General features: G+C 75.7%; 16 protein-coding genes. 5 read left to right on the top strand and 11 right to left on the bottom strand.

The features are described 5' to 3' along the window. Nucleotides 1-176: 176 nt before the first annotated feature. Nucleotides 177-1,451 (top strand): chorismate-binding protein, encoded by a 1,275-nt coding sequence (locus ITJ44_RS08510; RefSeq protein ID WP_194634574.1) that lies wholly within the window; start codon nucleotides 177-179, stop codon nucleotides 1,449-1,451. Here the strand turns inward: ITJ44_RS08510 and ITJ44_RS08505 are convergent. Together ITJ44_RS08505 and ITJ44_RS08500 are read right to left on the bottom strand one after the other, a co-directional pair. Next, nucleotides 1,448-2,764 carry an MFS transporter gene (locus ITJ44_RS08505; RefSeq protein ID WP_194634572.1) on the bottom strand — a complete coding sequence of 439 codons (1,317 nt, stop codon included), beginning with the start codon at nucleotides 2,762-2,764 and terminating at the stop codon, nucleotides 1,448-1,450. The two genes, ITJ44_RS08510 and ITJ44_RS08505, sit on opposite strands and share 4 nt — an antisense overlap. After that, nucleotides 2,761-3,330: a winged helix-turn-helix domain-containing protein gene (locus ITJ44_RS08500; protein ID WP_194634570.1), complete on the bottom strand. Its 570-nt coding sequence runs from the start codon at nucleotides 3,328-3,330 to the stop codon at nucleotides 2,761-2,763. Before ITJ44_RS08500 ends, ITJ44_RS08505 begins: the two co-directional genes overlap by 4 nt. A gap of 97 nt (nucleotides 3,331-3,427) precedes the next feature. On the opposite strand from ITJ44_RS08500, the gene ITJ44_RS08495 reads away from it, so the two are divergent. Continuing rightward, nucleotides 3,428-4,162 (top strand): tyrosine-protein phosphatase, encoded by a 735-nt coding sequence (locus ITJ44_RS08495; protein ID WP_194634568.1) that lies wholly within the window; start codon nucleotides 3,428-3,430, stop codon nucleotides 4,160-4,162. Nucleotides 4,163-4,204: 42 nt separating this feature from the next. Here the strand turns inward: ITJ44_RS08495 and menD are convergent, their stop codons facing one another. Both menD and ITJ44_RS08485 read right to left on the bottom strand, forming a co-directional pair. Further along, nucleotides 4,205-5,977 (bottom strand): 2-succinyl-5-enolpyruvyl-6-hydroxy-3-cyclohexene-1-carboxylic-acid synthase, encoded by a 1,773-nt coding sequence (gene menD / locus ITJ44_RS08490; protein WP_194634566.1) that lies wholly within the window; start codon nucleotides 5,975-5,977, stop codon nucleotides 4,205-4,207. A 6-nt stretch (nucleotides 5,978-5,983) separates the two neighbouring features. After that, the gene (locus ITJ44_RS08485; RefSeq protein WP_194634564.1) at nucleotides 5,984-6,406 is read right to left on the bottom strand and encodes a PLD nuclease N-terminal domain-containing protein; all 423 of its coding nucleotides are present in this window, start codon (nucleotides 6,404-6,406) and stop codon (nucleotides 5,984-5,986) included. Between the two features lie 139 nt (nucleotides 6,407-6,545). On the opposite strand from ITJ44_RS08485, the gene ITJ44_RS08480 reads away from it, so the two are divergent. Beyond that, nucleotides 6,546-6,932, top strand: coding sequence for a DUF4229 domain-containing protein (locus ITJ44_RS08480; RefSeq protein WP_194634562.1), 387 nt, complete (start codon nucleotides 6,546-6,548; stop codon nucleotides 6,930-6,932). A 25-nt stretch (nucleotides 6,933-6,957) separates the two neighbouring features. Here ITJ44_RS08480 and ITJ44_RS08475 read toward each other — a convergent pair whose 3' ends face one another. From ITJ44_RS08475 to ITJ44_RS08455, 5 genes are all read right to left on the bottom strand, one after another. Next, nucleotides 6,958-7,206 (bottom strand): hypothetical protein, encoded by a 249-nt coding sequence (locus ITJ44_RS08475; protein ID WP_194634560.1) that lies wholly within the window; start codon nucleotides 7,204-7,206, stop codon nucleotides 6,958-6,960. A gap of 5 nt (nucleotides 7,207-7,211) precedes the next feature. After that, nucleotides 7,212-8,195 carry a 1,4-dihydroxy-2-naphthoate polyprenyltransferase gene (locus ITJ44_RS08470; protein WP_370551654.1) on the bottom strand — a complete coding sequence of 328 codons (984 nt, stop codon included), beginning with the start codon at nucleotides 8,193-8,195 and terminating at the stop codon, nucleotides 7,212-7,214. Between the two features lie 65 nt (nucleotides 8,196-8,260). Beyond that, nucleotides 8,261-9,013, bottom strand: coding sequence for a histidine phosphatase family protein (locus ITJ44_RS08465; protein ID WP_194634559.1), 753 nt, complete (start codon nucleotides 9,011-9,013; stop codon nucleotides 8,261-8,263). A gap of 98 nt (nucleotides 9,014-9,111) precedes the next feature. Continuing rightward, the gene (locus tag ITJ44_RS08460; RefSeq protein ID WP_194635038.1) at nucleotides 9,112-10,020 is read right to left on the bottom strand and encodes a serine hydrolase; all 909 of its coding nucleotides are present in this window, start codon (nucleotides 10,018-10,020) and stop codon (nucleotides 9,112-9,114) included. Nucleotides 10,021-10,031: 11 nt separating this feature from the next. Next, nucleotides 10,032-12,014 carry a M13 family metallopeptidase gene (locus ITJ44_RS08455; RefSeq protein WP_194634557.1) on the bottom strand — a complete coding sequence of 661 codons (1,983 nt, stop codon included), beginning with the start codon at nucleotides 12,012-12,014 and terminating at the stop codon, nucleotides 10,032-10,034. 181 nt (nucleotides 12,015-12,195) lie between these two features. Between ITJ44_RS08455 and ITJ44_RS08450 the strand changes: the two genes are divergently transcribed. Next, a complete protein-coding gene (locus ITJ44_RS08450; RefSeq protein WP_194634555.1) occupies nucleotides 12,196-13,479 on the top strand; it encodes a uracil-xanthine permease family protein in 1,284 nt (427 codons plus the stop codon). 204 nt (nucleotides 13,480-13,683) lie between these two features. Next, nucleotides 13,684-15,057 carry a glycosyltransferase 87 family protein gene (locus tag ITJ44_RS08445; RefSeq protein ID WP_194634553.1) on the top strand — a complete coding sequence of 458 codons (1,374 nt, stop codon included), beginning with the start codon at nucleotides 13,684-13,686 and terminating at the stop codon, nucleotides 15,055-15,057. On the opposite strand, the gene ITJ44_RS08440 is transcribed toward ITJ44_RS08445, so the two are convergent. Then, nucleotides 15,036-15,767, bottom strand: a complete 732-nt coding sequence (locus ITJ44_RS08440; protein ID WP_194634551.1) for an isochorismatase family cysteine hydrolase — start codon at nucleotides 15,765-15,767, stop codon at nucleotides 15,036-15,038. The two genes, ITJ44_RS08445 and ITJ44_RS08440, sit on opposite strands and share 22 nt — an antisense overlap. Then, nucleotides 15,764-17,140 carry a cytosine permease gene (locus ITJ44_RS08435; RefSeq protein ID WP_194634549.1) on the bottom strand — a complete coding sequence of 459 codons (1,377 nt, stop codon included), beginning with the start codon at nucleotides 17,138-17,140 and terminating at the stop codon, nucleotides 15,764-15,766. Before ITJ44_RS08435 ends, ITJ44_RS08440 begins: the two co-directional genes overlap by 4 nt. Nucleotides 17,141-17,166 lie beyond the last annotated feature (26 nt).

The raw sequence follows: 17,166 nt of genomic DNA, 5'->3' as shown, positions 1-17,166 counted from the left end.
GTCAGTCTATTCGGGCGCGCTGGGCACGCGGTGGGCGGCGGCCGGATGCCCAGGGGCCCATCAGAGGACGGGGGCGACGGGAGCGGACGGGGCCGCGGCCCACGGTCGGCCCGCGGTCGGCCGGCGCCCGGCCGGCGCCCGGGGAGGCCCGGATCCCCGGCGGTAGGCTGGCATCCGTGACCGCATCCCGCGTCCGAGCGCTCCTCGTCGACACCACCCCCGTCGACTCCATCGCCCGGCTCGTCCCCCTCCTCGACGCCCGGCACCCGCTCCTGTGGCTGCGGCACGGATCCGGGATGGGCGGCATCGGCGAGGCCCTCCGGCTCGAGTTCCGCGGGCCCGACCGCGTGCGCGACGCCGCCGCCGCCTGGCGCGAGGTGGCCGCCGCGGCGACCGTGACGGATCCGCTCGGGATCCCCGGCACCGGCCTCATCGCGTTCGGCGCCTTCGCCTTCGCCGACGACTCCGCGGCGGCGAGCGTCCTGATCGTGCCGCGCGTCGTGGTCGGTCGGCGGGACGGCGTCTCGTGGGTCACCCGGATCCGCCTGGCCGACCGGGAGGACGGCGACGTCGCCTCCCCGCTCGACGCCCTGGCCGCGGGCTCGATCCCGGTGCCCGAGCGCTCCGGCGCCGAGTACCGCCTGCACCTGCGCCCCGGATCCATGGGCCCCGACGACTACGAGGCCGCCGTCGCGCGCGCCGTCGCCGCGATCGCGGCCGGCGAGGTCGAGAAGGTCGTGCTCGCGCGCGACCTCGTCGGCCGGCTCCCCCTCGGCGGCGACCTCCGGCTCGCCCTCAGCCGCTTCGCGCTCGGCTACCCGGACTGCTGGACCTACGCCGTCGACGGCCTCATCGGCGCCAGCCCCGAGACGCTCGTGCGCGTCGGCGGCGGCACGGTCGGCGCGCGCGTGCTCGCCGGCACCGTCTCGCGCGGCGCGGACGCGCGGGCCGACGCCGCCGCGGCCGCGGGCCTCGTCGCGAGCCCCAAGGACAACCAGGAGCACGCCTTCGCGCGCGACAGCGTGCTCGACGCCCTCCGCCCGCACAGCCGCGACCTCTCCACGACCGACGCGCCCTTCACGCTCAAGCTGCCGAACCTGTGGCACCTGGCGAGCGACGTCACGGGCACGCTGGGCGACGGATCCTCGTCGCTCGACCTCGTGGGCGCGCTGCACCCGACGGCCGCGGTCGCCGGGCACCCGACGGCCGCCGCCCTGGAGCTCATCGCCGCGCTCGAGCCGGCCGACCGCGGACGGTACGCCGGGCCGGTCGGCTGGGTGGCGGCCGACGGCGACGGCGAGTGGGCCATCGCGCTCCGCGGCGCCCAGGTGGATCCGTCGGGCGCCATCGTCGCGCACGCGGGCGCCGGCATCGTCGCGGGGTCCGACCCCGAGCGCGAGCGCGCCGAGACGGCGATGAAGTTCCGGCCGGTCGTGGAAGCGCTCGGCTAGGAGGCGCTCGGCCGGGCCTCCACCGGTGTCGCGCGGCGCCGCAGGAGCGCCGGCGCGGCGATGCCGCCCGCGAGGAGCGCCGCGACCGCGCCGACCACGATGCCGGGCACCGGTCCCGCCGCGTCCACCACCGCGCCGACCACGGCCGCCGCCAGCGCGACCCCCGTGTTGACGGCCGTGTTGACCCACGCGGAGGCCTCGGTGCGGACCGACGGCGCGGTCTGCGCGTCGGCGAGGAGGTAGCCCGTGACCATCGCGGGGGCGAGGAACAGGCCGACGGGGACGAGCGCGACTCCGAGCAGGAGGAGGGCGAGCGCATCCGGCGCGGCGGAGATCCGGGCCGCCACCGCGGCGAGCACGGCCGTCGCCGCGAGCATCGCGGCGACGAGGACGACCAGGCGGATCCGCGTCGGCGACCGCCACGCGCGCGACCCGTACGCGAGGCCGCCGACCGCGCTGCCCGCGGCGAACGCGGCGAGCAGCGGGCCCGCGAGCGCCGTGCTGCCGGCGCCCTCGGCCAGCGCGGCGACGGCGACCTCCACGGATCCGAGCACCGCGCCCACCCCGAGCAGCGTCACGAGCAGGGGGAGCACGAGCGGCTGGCGGAGCGGATCCGCGGACCGGCGACGCGCGCGCCCGCCGGCCGTGCGCCCGCCCTCCACCGGCGCGTCCACGGTCGACGCCGGTCGCGCGCCCTGCGCCCGGGACAGCCGCGACGACGTCATGCCGAGCGTGCCCAGCACGCTCGCGGCGGCCGACGCGAGGACGGCGACCTCGGGATCTGAGACCGCGACGAGCGCCGCCACGAGGAGCGGGCCGACCGTGAAGACGACCTCCTCCCCCACGGCGTCGAGGCTGTAGGCGCGCGTCCGCATCCGCGGATCGGGCACGAGCGCCGCCCACACGACGCGCATGGCGGCGCCGAGCGGCGGCATCGCGAGGCCGGCGAGCACGGCCGCGACGACGACGAGCCCGACGGGCGCGCCGATCCGCACCACCGCGAGCACGCCGACGAGCCCGAGCGCGTGGACGACGGCGAGCGCCACGAGCACCGTGCGCTGGCCGCGGGCGTCCACGAGCCGGGCCCGCGCGGGGGAGGCGAGCACGTTGGCGAGGCCGAACGCTCCGGTCGCGAGGCCGGCGGCGGCGAAGGAGCCGGTGCGCGACTGGATGAGGAGCAGCAGCGCGAGGGAGACCATCGCGAACGAGAGCCGGCCGAGCATCGCGGGGAGGAACACCCGGAGCGCGCCGGGCAGCGCCAGGACGGCGAGGTAGCCGGGGCGGGCGGCGGGCGGGGTCCCGTTCGCGGTCACGCGGTCACCGCATCCTCGGGCGCACCCGGCGCCGGCGGTGCGGCGGCGTCGGCCGCCAGCGCGAACAGCGCCAGCGTCGCGCTGACCCGCACGTCGTCGTCCCCCGGGCGGCGGGCGGAGTCGTCGTGGAGCACGGTGCCGAGCTCGCGGGCGAGCTCCTGCACGCGGATCCACGTGCCGGCGGAGACCGTGAGCTCGGCGTCCGTGATCACCGGCCGCGTGCCCTCCGCGTGCCGCGCCGCGCGGCGGGTCAGCTCCGCCGTGAGCGCGGCGGCCAGCGTGGGCATGGCGCCCCCGGTCAGCGCGTCGAGCCGCTCGCCGCTCGCGGGCACGTGCCGGTAGCGCTTGGCCGCTCCCCCGCGGATCCGCTCGACGCCCGCCTCCTCGAGGAGCCCGGACTCGCGCAGGCGGCGCAGGTGGTAGCTCACGTTCGCCTGCGTCTCCCCGAGCTCGCGCGCGGCCTCCGAGGCGCTCACGGGCGACCTCGTGCAGAGCGAGAGGAGGCGCAGGCGCAGCGGGTGGGCGATGACGCGGAGGTCGCGGAGGTCGGTCTCGTCGGCGGGCACGCGGCCATCCGACCACGCCCCGCACCCAACTGTCAAACATCCGTTTGGGGGTCGGGAGGATGATGCGGGCCGCTCGCCGGCATGGTCGACTCGGGCGATGACCGCATCCGACCGCACCCTCCCGATCGACGGCCTCGTCAACGCCCGCGACCTCGGCGGCATCCGCCTCCGCTCCGGCGGCACGACCCCGACCGGCGTCCTCGCCCGCTGCGAGGACGCCGACCTCATCACCGACGCCGGGTGGGAGCGCCTGCGCGAGCTCGGCTACCGCACGGTGCTCGACCTCCGCCAGCCCGCCGAGCGCGCCCGCGACACGCGCCCGCGGCCCGCGTGGGTCCACGTCGCCCACGTCGACCTCGACGGCCACGACGACCACCCGGACTTCTGGGTGCCGTACTGGGACACCGGCCTCGTCGGCACGCCCCTCTACTACCTCCCGCACCTCGCCGCGCTGCCGGAGCGCGCCGGATCCGCGCTGCGGACGATCGCCCACGCCCCCGCGGGCGGCGTCCTCTTCCACTGCGGCGCCGGACGCGATCGCACGGGCCTCATCGCCCTGGTCCTGCTCCTCGCGGTGGACGCCGAGCCGGACGACATCGTCGACGACTACCTGGAGAGCATCCGCCGCGGCCCGGAGCGGTCGGCGAACCAGGGCCAGCCCGACCTGGAGCCGGCGATCGCGGACTGCCTCGCCGAGCGCGGCACCACGAGCGAGGCGGCGTTCCGGGAGGCGATGGCGGGGATCGACCTCGAGGCGCTCGGCGACGCGGCGGGCCTCACCGGCTCGGAGCGCGAGATCCTGCGGACGTGGCGCGGCGCCATCCCCGCCTGACCCGGCACGCCCACACGCCCGCACGCCGCCGATCCGGATCCGCTACCGGACCAGCGGCACCTCGATGAGGAGCGGCGCCTCGGACGCCGTCGTGAGCGCCGCCTCCAGCTCGCCGTGCGTGGCGGCGCGCAGGTACGCCCAGCCGTAGGCCCGCGCGAGGGCCTCGAGATCCACCCGCTGGGGCGTGAACATGACGCGGTCGATGGCGGCGGGCGCGGCGGTGCGCGACACCTCGAGGCCGTCGAAGATGGTGCCGCCGCCGTCGTTGCCGACGACGACCTGGATCCGCGGGACGCGCTCGCCCGTGCCGAGGAGCAGCGAGCCGACGTCGTGCAGGAGCGTGAGGTCGCCGACGAGCACGCGCGTGATCCCCGCGGCCGCGCTCCCGGATCCGGACTGCGATGCCAGCGCGATGCCGAGCCCGGTGGAGATCGTGCCGTCGATGCCGGCGAGCCCGCGGTTGGCGTGCACGCGCACGCGCTTGCCCGGGAGCGCCCGGTCGGCCTCGCGGATGAGCCGCGACGCCCCGAGCACGAGGCGGTCGTGCGGCCAGGTCGCCTGCCAGAGGGCGCGCACGAGGTGGCGGCGGGTGACGTCGGCCCGCACGGCCGCGAGCTCGGCGCGCGCGAATTCGCGGCGCTCCGCGGGCGTGGTGCCGGAGGGGAGGAGCGGCGCGGACTCCGCGGCGGAGGCCTCGTCGAGGATCGCGCGGCTCGCCTGCACCCAGGTGCCGAGCCAGCGGCGCGCGTCGGCGGCGTCTGCGGGCTCGCCGACCACGCGCACGGCCGCCGGGTGGGCGGTGACGCGGTGGCGCGGGTCGTAGTCCTCGCCGCCGGTGGATCCCACGACGATCGCCTCCACGTCGTCGCGCCCGACGAGCAGCGGCACCTCGCGGGTGAGCGTGGGGTGGCCGAACACGATCACGCGCTCGACGCGGTCGCCGAAGCCGGGGCGGGCGAGCAGCTCGCGGAAGGAGACGACGAGGTTCGGGCCGAAGTGGGATCCGCTGGAGATCTCGGCGGCGAGCGGCCAGCCGCCGGCGCGCGCGAGCTCCTCCGCGGCCTCGCCCGCGGCATGCCCGGCGACCACGAGGGTGCGCGGGCCGTGCGGGAGGTCGAGGACGTCGGCGGGCGCGGCGGCAGGCGCGTCCGCGGTGGCAGCGACAGCGGCGGCGCGTGCCTCCGCGACGGCGTCCGTCAGGTCCGGGACCGCGACCGAGAGCGGATCCCGGAACGCCACGTTCACGTGCACGGGCGTCCGCTCGTCGCGGGCCCGGCGGTACGCGTCGCGCGCGATCGCGGCGTTCCGCGCCAGGTCGTCGTCGGTCTCCTCGGGCGCCGGCACGTCGACGACGACGACGCGGTCGCCGAGCATCCCGGGCTGCCGCGTGGTCTGGTTGCTGGCGATGCCGCGGAGCTCCGCCGGGCGGTCGCCCGTGAGCAGCAGCATCGGGACGCCCGAGTGCCAGCCCTCGAGCACGGCGGGGTGGAGGTTGGCGACGGCCGTGCCGGACGTCGTGATGACGGGCGCCGGGCGGCCGGACTCGACGCCGAGGCCGAGCGCGAGGAACGCGGCGGCGCGCTCGTCGATGCGCACGTGCAGGCGCACGCCGTCCACGCGCTCCAGCTCGGCGGCGACGAGAGCGAGGGACTGGGAGCGGGATCCGGGGCAGAGCACGACGTCGGTGACGCCCTCGGCGACGAGCGCCAGCAGCATCGCGAGCGCGCGATCCGTGGACGGGTTGCCCGTGGACGGGTCACCCGTGCGGGGCGAGGTGGAGGACGGGTGGGCGGGGACGGGGTCGGTCGCGGTCACCGGCGGTCAGGCGTCCCGGCGGCCGGGCGCGCGGTCGTCGTCGTCGCGGTTCGGGCGCGCGGGGCCGCCCGTGGCGCCCGGCCCCTTCGGGGCGTCCGGTCCCGTGCCGTCGCCGTCGAGGTCGGCGAGCTCCTGCTCCAGGCGGCGGATCCGCTCCTCCTCGGAGCGGGTGCGGCCGAGGCCGGAGAGGAAGTCGGGGTCGTCGTCCGGGCCGAGGCGGCGTCCGGATGCGCGGGCCAGGTCGGTGCGGTCCTTGCCGATCGCGAGCCAGAGGATCCCGCCGATGACGGGCACCAGGACGACCACCGCGATCCACACGGGCTTCGGGAGGCCGCGCATGCGGGTCCGCGGCGTCAGGGAGGTGTCCACGATGACGAAGACCGTGAAGAACACGATCACGACGGCGAGACCGATCAACAGGCGGGGCATCTCCCGATGGTAGCTCCGCAACCGGGGAGGACGCCGGGCGTCCAGCGAGCGGGAAGGGGGCGCTGGCCGGGCCCCGGCTGGGCGACGACGGCCTGTGCAGGCGACGGGCCCGTCCAGGCGATCGACCTATGCTGACCCGGTGAGTTCCCGTCGCTACTGGCTCGTCTACACCGTCGTCCGCATCCTCCTGTTCGCCGTCCCGTTCGGGCTGGTGGTCGCCGTGAGCCCGGACTTCTGGCCGCTGGCCGCGGTCATCGGCGCGGTGGTGTCGTTCTGCGGGTCCTACATCTTCCTGCGGAAGCAGCGCGAGGCCATGGCGGCGGATCTCGCGGCCATCGCGGCCGGCCGCAAGGCGCCCGTCGAGGACGACGACACCGAGGACGCCGCCATCGACGCGGCCGAGCGCCGTGCGCGCGCGGCCGGTGCCGCCGACGTCGCGACCGGCGTCGCGGGCACTCCGAGCGCCGGCACCCCGGACACCGCGGCGGCCGCCCCGCGCGCCGACGGCGAGGCCGAGCGCAGCTGATCCGCGCGCGTCTGATCCGCGCGCCTCAGGCCGGGTCCGCGGATCCGTCGCGTTCCACCGGCACGTAGGCGACCCACCGGCCGCCCGTCGTCGGGGGCGTGTCGCGCACCGCGGGCGGGGTCCTGCGCGTGGACGGCGCGAGGCGCCCACCGTCGACCACGAGGACCGCGAGCCTCCCGCGGCCCGCCCGCTCCCGGAGGGCGAGCAGCCGCGGGTCGCCGGTCGGCCACGTGTGGTGGTCGACCTCGAGCGCGCGGACGAGGGCGGGATCCATCGCGCTCAGAACGCGAACGCCGCCCCGAGGCCCAGGCCGAACGTCAGCGCGGCCATGCTCGTGAGCTGGAGCGACAGGATCAGCTCCTTGGGGGTGCGGCCGGTGCACGCGATGATCGCGGCCGGCAGCGCCAGCACGAGCGTGAACAGCACCAGCAGCGCCTTCGGGTAGAAGAGGAAGAAGAAGACCACGACGCCGTAGGCGATGGCGATCTCGATGCAGTAGACGATGCGGGAGCCGCGCGGGCCGAGCCGCACAGCGAGGGTGCGCTTGCCGACCTTGCCGTCCTGCTCGATGTCGCGGATGTTGTTGACCATGAGCACCGCGGCCGCGAAGCCGCCGGCCGCGACGCCGCCCAGCCAGCCCTCGCCCGTGATCATGCCGATGAGGATGAACTGCGTGCCCGCCGTCGCGACGAGCCCGAAGAACACGAAGACGACCACGTCGCCGAGGCCGGCGTAGCCGTAGGGGCGCTTCCCGCCCGTGTAGAAGTAGGCCGCGACGATGGCGACGGCGCCGACCGCGAGCAGCCACCAGTGGCCGGTGATGAGCACGATCGCGAGGCCCGCGACCGCGGCGAGGCCGAAGAACGTGAGCGCCACGGTGAGCACGGTGCGGGGCTTCGCGGCGCCGGATCCGGTGAGGCGGGCGGGGCCGACGCGCACGTCGTCGGTGCCGCGGACGCCGTCGGAGTAGTCGTTGGCGTAGTTCACGCCGATCTGCAGCAGCACCGCGACGGCGAGGCAGAGGAGCGCGAGGCCGACGGAGACGCCCTCGTCGGGGCCGAGCGCGCGGGCCGCTCCCGCGCCGATCGCGACGGGGGCGACGGCGAGCGGGAGGGTGCGGATGCGCGCGCCGGAGATCCAGTCGCGCGCGGTGGCCTTGCGCACCTTCGCCGGGTTGCCGGAGCGGGCCTTCGCCGGGGATCCCGGGCGGGTGCGGGCTGCGGACGAGGGGGCCTGCCGGGTGCGCTTCTTCTTCTGTGCCACGAGGGGCGATCCTACGCGGCGCGGGCCCGCGCGACCGCGGCGGGGCGCGCGCGGCGACCGCGGCGCTAGCGGCTGCCGCCCACCGGCGACGGCGCCCAGCCGTCCGCCGGGCAGTTCCAGCGCATGATCGCGTGGCGGCCGTGCTCGAAGCCGAGCTCGCTGAGCGTGGAGGTCGAGAGCGTGAGGATCCCGCCCGCCTCCGCGGGCAGGCCGACCCAGGCGACGGCCAGCGCGCGGATCACATGCGCGTGCGCGACGAGGAGCACGTCCTGGCCGGACTCGAGCACGGGCAGCACGCGCGCGAGCACCTCGAGCACGCGCGCGCGGACCTGGCCGGACGTCTCGCCGGGGGTATCGCCCGCGGGGACGCCGTCGGTCCAGAGGTCCCAGTGGCCGCGCTCGGACTGGATGTCGGCGGTGGTGCGGCCCTCGTACGCGCCGTAGTCGAACTCGACCAGGCGGTCGTCGACCTCGGCCTGGTCGCCGTAGCCGATGAGCTCGGCCGTGCGCTGCGCACGGGAGCGGGGGCTGGCGAGCACGAGGCCGAACTCGGTGCCCGCGAGCACGCCGCCGACCGCGCGGGCCTGCTCCTCACCGGTCGCGGTGAGGGGGATGTCGGTCGTGCCGGTGTGGCGCCCGTTGACGCTCCACTCGGTCTGCCCGTGGCGCACCATGACGATGCGGCCGCGGACCTTCTCCTGCCACTCCGGGGTGCCGGGGATCTCGGCGCGCGCGATGGCCGCATCCACCTCCGCGTACATCGGCGCGACGTCGTCGCGGGCGAGGCGCTTGGCGGTGGCGGGGTTCATGCCGGTCATCGTGGGGGTCTCCTCCGTCGCCCGGGAGGGGTGGCGGGCGACATCCGACTCTACGCCCGGGCGGATCCACGACCGGTGGGCGGCGGGATCCGCGCGGCTCAGTGCACGTGCTCCAGCAGGTCGAGCCCGACCACGCCCAGGGCGTCGCGGACGGCGAGGCGGGCGCGGAGGTCGGCGTCGTCGAAGTGGACCATGACGGCGTACGCGACCGCGCCGCGCGGCCCGCGGAGCACGCCGGCCTCGGCGCGGACGCCCGCGTCGACGCCCGTGCAGTCGACGAGCGCCATGCCGTGCTCGCCGCCGCGGCCCACGGGCGCGTCGAGCCCGAAGGACGCCGCGACCATCGAGCGATCGGTGTTGAGCGCGAGCCAGCCGACCACGCGCGTGCTCGTCTCCTCGTCGACCACCTCGCCGTGCACGAGCGACGCGAAGAGGGAGGCGAGCTCGCGGGCGGATCCCACGGAGAGCTGCGGGGCGTCGTCCGGCCCGCGGGTGCCGCGCGCCACGTCGAGGAGCGCCGTGCGACGGAGGCCGAGCGACTCGGCGCGCGTGCGCACGGCGTCGAGGCCGACGAGCCCGAGGAGCGCGTTGGTCGCGGCCGCATCGCCCGTCGCGCCGACGAGCGAGGCCAGATCCGTGACGGGAAGCGACGGCACCACGAGGTGGCGCCACAGGCCCGCGGTGCCGCCCTCGTCGTCCGGCCGGCGATCCACGAGGTGCAGCGGCGAGAGGTCGCCCCCGGTCATGCGCGCGGACAGCTCGACGAGGAGGAGCACGCGCCCGAGGCCGGCCGCGGGCAGGGCGACGTGGTCGTCGACCGCGAGCACGACGTCGCCCGAGTCGAGGTCGGTGGCACGGGCCGCGACCCGCATCCCGTCGAGGGCGAGGCCGCCGAGCGCGCGGAAGGCGGAGCGGAAGCCGTCGGTCGATTCCTGCCCCGCGTGGCGCGCGGCACCGCCCCCGGTGTGCCGGGAGCGGCGTCGCGGATCCTCGCCGGCGGCGGCCATCGCGCGGCGCGTCACCAGATGGTGACGCGGGCCTCCTCGTCGAGCCAGAGGCCGTCGCCCGGCTGCACGTCGAACGTGTCGTAGAACGCGTCGATGTTGCGGACGATCTGGTTGCAGCGGAACTCGTTCGGCGCGTGCGGGTCGATGGCGAGCAGGCGCGTCACCTCGGCGTCGCGTCCCTTCTGCTGCCAGGCCTGCGCCCAGGAGAGGAAGAAGCGCTCCGCGCCCGTGAGGCCGTCGATGACGGGCGGCTCGGCGCCCTCGAGCGAGAGGAGGTACGCCTTCCACGCGATGGAGAGGCCGCCCAGGTCGCCGATGTTCTCGCCGATCGTGAGCGCGCCGTTCACGTGCGGAGCGTCGTCGGACGTGAGCTGCGCCGGCACGAGCGCGTCGTACTGCTCGATGAGCGACGCCGTGCGCTCCTCGAACGCGGCGCGGTCGGCCGGGGTCCACCAGTCGGTGAGGCGGCCGTCGCCGTCGTAGCGCGAGCCCTGGTCGTCGAAGCCGTGGCCGATCTCGTGCCCGATGACCGCGCCGATCGCGCCGTAGTCCGCGGCCGGATCCCGCGCCTCGTCGAAGAACGGGAACTGCAGGATCGCGGCCGGGAAGACGATCTCGTTGAAGCCGGGGTTGTAGTACGCGTTGATGGTCTGCGGCGTCATGAACCACTCGTCGCGGTCGAGCGGCGCGCCGATCTTGGCGAGCTCGCGGCGCGTCTCGAAGCGGGCGGTCGCGCGCACGTTGCCCACGAGGTCGGTCGAGTCGATCTCGAGCGCCGAGTAGTCGCGCCACCTGTCGGGGAAGCCGATCTTCGGGGTGAACTTCTCGAGCTTCTCGAGCGCCCGCGCGCGCGTCTCCGCGGTCATCCAGTCGAGCCCGGAGATGGACTGCCGGTACGCCTCCACGAGGTGGCCGACGAGCACGTCCATCTCGGCCTTCGCGGTGGGCGAGAAGTGGCGCTCGACGTAGATGCGGCCGATGGCCTCCCCCATGGATCCCTCCACCAGCGAGACGCCGCGCTTCCAGCGCACGCGCTGCTCGGGCGCGCCCGTGAGCGTGCGGCCGTAGAAGTCGAAGGACGCCTCCGAGAAGGCCTTCGGCAGCAGCGCCGCGTTCGAGCGGACGACCTGCCAGGTGAGCCAGTCGCGGAGCGCGGGCACCTCGGCGTCGGTCAGCAGGGCGCCGAGGCCCTCCGCGAAGCTCGGCTCGCGGAGCACGACCTCGTCGAGCGCGGCGGCGGGGGCGTCGAGGGCGTCGCGCCAGACGTCGAGGTCGGCGCCGGCGGCCCGCGCCACGCGGTCGCGGAGCTCCGCCCAGGTGACGAGGTTGTAGGTGGCCTGGCTGTCGCGGGTGCGGACGTTGTCCCAGTGGGCGGCGGCGATGCGGGTCTCGAGGTCGAGGATCCGGTCGGCGCGGCCCGCGGGGTCGTCGAGCCGGGCGAGGTCGAGCATGCGCTCGACGAACGCGCGGTAGGCGTCGCGGACGGCGGCGTGGCCCTCCTCGCGGTAGTAGCTCTCGTCGGGGAGGCCGATGCCGCCCTGCTCGATCTGCACGACGTAGCGCTCGGGATCCCCCGGGTCGTTGTCGACGAAGAGGCCGAGCAGGCCGCTGACGTTGGTCTGCTCGAGCGCGCCGAGCGTGCGGAGGAAGGACGGGACGTCGGCGACCGCGGCGGCCGCATCGAGGTGGTCGCGGATCGGCTCGATGCCGAGCGCCTCCACCCTCTCCTCGTCCATGAAGCTCGTGAAGAGGTCGCCGAAGCGGCGCTCCTCGGTGCCGGGCTCGGCGTCGACGGCCTCCTCGATGATCACCCGCACCGCCTCCTCGGCCGCCTCGGCGAGCTGGTGGAACGAGCCCCATCGGGCCTTGTCGTCGGGGATCTCGGTGCGGTCGAGCCAGCGCCCGTTCACGTGGAGGTAGAGGTCGTCCTGCGGGCGCACCCCCTGGTCCAGCTCGTCGGTGCGGATCCCGGTCGGAGGTGTCTCGGCGCTCATGGGCACGAGCCTAGGGGCGTCTCCCGCGCGCGTCCCGGGAGCGTGCGGCGAGGACGGGCGAGCGGAGAGGGCCCCCGGGAGCGCGCGCCGGTTCCGCCCCGCGAAACGCCACCGCAACACGGCGTCGCTACGCTCGCCGATCGGGGCGTCTCCCCACACACCCGCGCGAGAGCAGGCGAGCATGGCCCGACAGATCTGGACCCTCCACGGCGACGGCAAGGCGGTCGCCACCTCCGCGGTCGTCGGCCCCGGCGAGCGCCTCACCTGGCCCCGCACCATCGGGCTCGGGATGCAGCACGTCGTCGCGATGTTCGGCGCGACCTTCCTCGTGCCCGCGCTCACGGGCTTCCCGCCCACGACCACGCTGTTCTTCTCGGGGCTCGGGACGATCCTGTTCCTCCTGATCACGAAGAACCGGCTGCCGAGCTACCTCGGCTCGTCGTTCGCGTTCATCGCGCCGATCACGGCGGCGAACGCGGCGACGGCGTCCGGCGGCGGCGGCATCGGGGCGGCGCTCGCGGGCATCGTCGCGGTCGGCGTGATGCTGGCGGTCATCGGCGGCATCGTGCAGCTCACGGGCACCGGCTGGATCGACGCGCTGCTCCCGCCCGTGGTCGCCGGCGCGATCGTCGCGCTCATCGGCTTCAACCTCGCCTCCGCCGCGCGCGACAACTTCGCGCTGGCGCCCGTGACGGCGACCATCACGCTCGCCGCCGTGATCCTCTCCACGGTGCTGTTCCGCGGGATCCTCGGCCGGCTGTCCATCGTGCTCGGCGTGGTCGTCGGCTACGTCGTGGCCGCGATCCGCGGCGAGATCGTGTTCGACCCGATCGGGTCCGCCGCCTGGATCGGGCTGCCCGAGTTCCACGCGCCCGAGATCACGCCGCAGTTCTGGGCGCTGCTGCCCGCGTTCCTGCCCGTGGTGCTCGTGCTGGTCGCGGAGAACGTGGGGCACATCCGCGGCGTCGCGCAGATGACCGACGGATCGGTGAACAGGCTGACCGGCCGCGCGCTGCTCGCCGACGGCCTCGCGACCGTGCTCGCCGGCCTCGGCGGTGGATCCGGCACCACGACCTACGGCGAGAACATCGGCGTGATGGCCGCCACGCGCGTCTACTCGACCGCCGCGTACTGGGTCGCCGGCGCGTTCGCCGTGCTGCTCGGCCTCTCGCCCAAGGTCGGCGCCGTGATCAACACGATCCCGGCCGGCGTGCTCGGCGGCGTGACGACCGCGCTCTACGGCCTCATCGGGATCATCGGCGTGAAGATCTGGCTGGACAACAGGGTGGACTTCTCGAAGCCCGTCAACCAGCTCACGGCGGCGACCGCGCTCATCGTCGCGATCGCGCCGTTCACCTTCACGCTCGGCACCGTCTCGTTCAACGGCATCGCGCTCGGCACCATCGCGGCCATCGTGATCTACCACGTGATGCACACGGTCGCGCGGCTCCGCGGGACCGACTGACCCGACCGACCCGACGGCCTGCCGCGGAACGAGGATCCGCTCACGGCCAGGCGCCGTCCGCGTGGCCTAGCATCGCGGGAGCGCCGCCCGTCGGCCGGGCGTCCGCGAGCCGGGCCCCGCCATCGCGGGCTCGTCCCCGTCCGCACCGACCGCAGGAGAACCACCCGCCATGCACACGCCTGCGCGCCGAGCCGGCGCCGCCCGGTGACCGCGGACGAGTCGCTCGCCGCGCATGCCGCCCGCCCGCCGGCCCGCGGGATCATGGCGCGCCCGTGGCTGGCCTTCGCGCTCTGCCACCTCTGGCTCATCACGCTCAACCTGATCGGCCCCACCTCCGCGCTCACCGACGTGACGGACACCTACCGCCTGTGGATGCAGGAGGGCATGGCCGGCGGCGGCTGGGTGGGCATCGACCTGCCGTGGGTGTACCCGATCCTCGCGGCCGTGCCCATGCTCATCTCCCTCGTCGGCGGCACCGTGCTCTACGGCACGGTGTGGCTCGCGCTGGTCACGCTGCTCGACGCCGGCGCGTTCGCGCTGCTCCTCCGCATCCGGCGCGGACGCGGCCTCGGGCCCGCCGCGTGGTGGCTCGGCTTCCTCGTGGCGCTCGGGCCGGTCTCGCTCGGCCGGATCGACGCGGTCACCGTGCCGCTCGCCCTCGCCGGCCTGCTCGTGCTCGCGAGCCGGCCCGCCCTCGCCTCCGCGCTCCTCACCGTCGGCGCCTGGGTGAAGGTCTGGCCGGCAGCCCTGCTGCTCACGGCGGTGATCGCCCGCCGCGGGCTCGCGCGCGGCACGGTCGTCGTCACCGCGCTGGGCACGACGGCCGTGGTCGTGGCCGGATCCCTCGCCATCGGCAGCGGCGCGAACGTCCTGGGCTTCGTGGGCCAGCAGACCGGCCGCGGGCTCCAGGTCGAGTCGACCGCCGCGCTGTACCACCTGTGGCGGATCGTCGCGGGCGACGACCGGTACCGCGTGTACGACGACCTGCGCATCATCACGTTCCAGGTGTCGGGCCCGGGGGTGGACGCGGTCGCGGCCGCGCTCACGCCGATCATGGTGGGCGTCGTGCTCGTCGTGACGCTGCTCGGGATCCGGGCGCACCTCCGCGGCGCCTCCCCCGCCGCGCTGATGGGGCCGCTGTCGCTCGCGCTCGTCGCCGCCCTCATCGTGACGAACAAGGTCGGCTCGCCGCAGTACGTGTCGTGGTTCGCCGTGCCGATCATCGTGATGCTCGTGCACGACCGGCGCGCCACCGGCACGGAGCTCGTGGCGCGCCTCGGGCTCGTCGTGGCCGCGCTCACGCAGCTCGTCTTCCCCTACGCCTACACGCTGCTCACCTCCGCGGTGCCCGTCATGGTCGCGGTCATCACCCTGCGCGACCTCGCGGAGATCGCGCTGCTGGCGGTCGCCGTGGTGCAGCTGGTCCGGCTGGGCGCCGTGGAGGTCGACCGGATCCCGCGGGCCGGGATCCGCCGCACCCGGCGGGCCACGCCGCGGCCGGTGCGCCCCGCGCTCGGCGCGCGCGTGCTCGACGCGCGGGCCGCGGCGCCCGTCCGTCAGGAGCGCGGCACCGCCTGAGCGAGGGCGGCGAGCACGGACTCGGACGTGGCGACCGCGCCGAACACGCCGCCCTGCATCGTGACCATCCGGAGCGCCGCGTCGTGGTTCGCCGGATCCGTGGCGCCCGTGCAGTCCGACAGCACCAGGCACTCGTAGCCGCGGTCGTTCGCCTCGCGCATGGTCGTGGAGACGCAGACGTCGGTGGTGATGCCCGTGAGGATCAGCCGGTCGATGCCGCGCGCCCGGAGCACGAGGTCGAGGTCGGTGGCGTAGAAGGCGCCCTTGCCGGGCTTGTCGATCACGGGCTCGCCGGGGAGCGGGGCCACCTCGGGGACGATCTCCCAGCCGGGCTCGCCGCGCACGAGGATCCGTCCGCACGGACCCACGCTGCCGATCTCGGCGCCCGCGCGCTCCGAGCGCCACCGCTTGTTCGCGGGCAGGTCGGAGAGGTCGGGGCGGTGGCCCTCGCGCGTGTGGATCACCGTCATGCCGAGCGCGCGCACCCGCTCGAGCAGCCGCGCGGTCGGCGCGAGGCCGGCGCGGGTGAGGGCGAGGTCGTAGCCCATGCGGTCGACGTAGCCGCCGACGCCGCAGAAGTCGACCTGCCAGTCGATGCAGACCACCGCCGTGCGGGCGACGTCGACGGCGCCGTCGTAGGGCCAGGCGTAGGGATCCGCCGCGACGGGCGTGGTGCCGGCGACGACCGCGGCCGCGGCGGCGGCGCTCACGAGCGGGCCTCCGCCGCGTCGACGGCCGCGGCCAGCGGGGCACGCGCACGTCCTGCGGCGTCCGCGACGACGATCACGACCGCGCCGACGACCATGCCCACGACCGCGGTCGAGAGGAAGTCGGCGTACGCGTGGGCCACCAGCGCGACGACGGCGCCGACCGCCCAGCCGACGAAGGCGGGGGCCCGCCAGGCGCTGCGGGCGACGACGGATCCGGCCGCCGCGCGTCGCGGCGCGAGCAGCAGCTGGTCGACGATGAGCACGGCGCCGATGGGCGGCACGATCACCCCCAGCAGGTTCAGCCAGGTCTCGAAGTACGACCAGATGCCGGCGGCCGCGAGGACGACGCCCACCGCGCCGAGCACGAGGGTCGTGCGGCGCATGCGCATGACGGTGAGCTGGCTCCAGCCGACGGCGCCGTTGTAGAGGCAGTGGGCGCACACGGATCCGAGGTTCACCACCACGAACAGCACGGCGAGCGGCACGAGGGCGCCGCCCTGCGCGACGAGGATCCCGAGGAAGTCGCCGCCCGCGGTCCCCGGGTCGGTCGCGCCGCCCAGCGCGACGACGAGGCCGCCGACCACGAGCGCGATCGCGTTGCCGAACGGGAACGCCGCGAGCGTCGCGAGCACGGCCTGCCGGCCCGAGCGCGCCCAGCGCGTGAAGTCGGCGGTCATGGTGCCGGAGTCGGCGAAGAGCGCGACGACCAGCGTCACGGCGGCGCCGAAGCTCAACGCGCCGGCTCCCGCCGCGGGCGCGGTCTGCAGCTCCGCGCCACCCGGCCGAGTGGCCACGATCACGACGGCGACCGCCCCGAGCACGAGGTAGAGGGGCGCGGCGACCACGCCGATCCAGGAGAGCGCGCGGATGCCGAGCAGCGTGACCGCGACGAAGAGGAGGCCCGCCACGAGCGTGGTGCCCGTCTGGTCCCAGCCGAGGCTGCCGTGCAGCGTGGATCCGGTGAGCCCGGTCTGGAACGCGAACCAGCCGATGACCACGGTCGCGAGGAAGCCCGCCGGCACGACGTACCCCTTCGCCCCGAACGTGCGCATGGCCATGAGCGCGAAGCTCTCGCCGCTGCGGCCGGCCAGGTAGCTGAGCGCCCCGACGTAGACCATGAGGACGAGCGTGCCGACCGCGATGGCGCCCATGCCCGGCCAGAAGCCGAGCGAGTGGACGACCAGGCCGCCGAACACGGCGCAGGTGAGGATCATCGGGAAGCCGAGCCAGACGGCCGCGACCGACGCGGTGCGACGGCGCGCGTGCGGGGGAACGGGCTCCGACTCGTACTCGGAGAACGCGGGGCGGTCGGCGGGATCCGGGGCGGCGGGGTCGGCGTGGCGCGCGACCGGCGGGGCGGCGGGGTGCGACATGGGATCTCCTGAGGAGTCGGGTGACG

Origin of the sequence: Clavibacter sp. VKM Ac-2873 (assembly GCF_015351075.1) — a bacterium.
GTDB lineage: Bacteria > Actinomycetota > Actinomycetes > Actinomycetales > Microbacteriaceae > Clavibacter.
The sequence above is the reverse complement of the archived record's forward strand: the minus strand, read 5'-3'. Positions and strand labels throughout refer to the sequence as shown.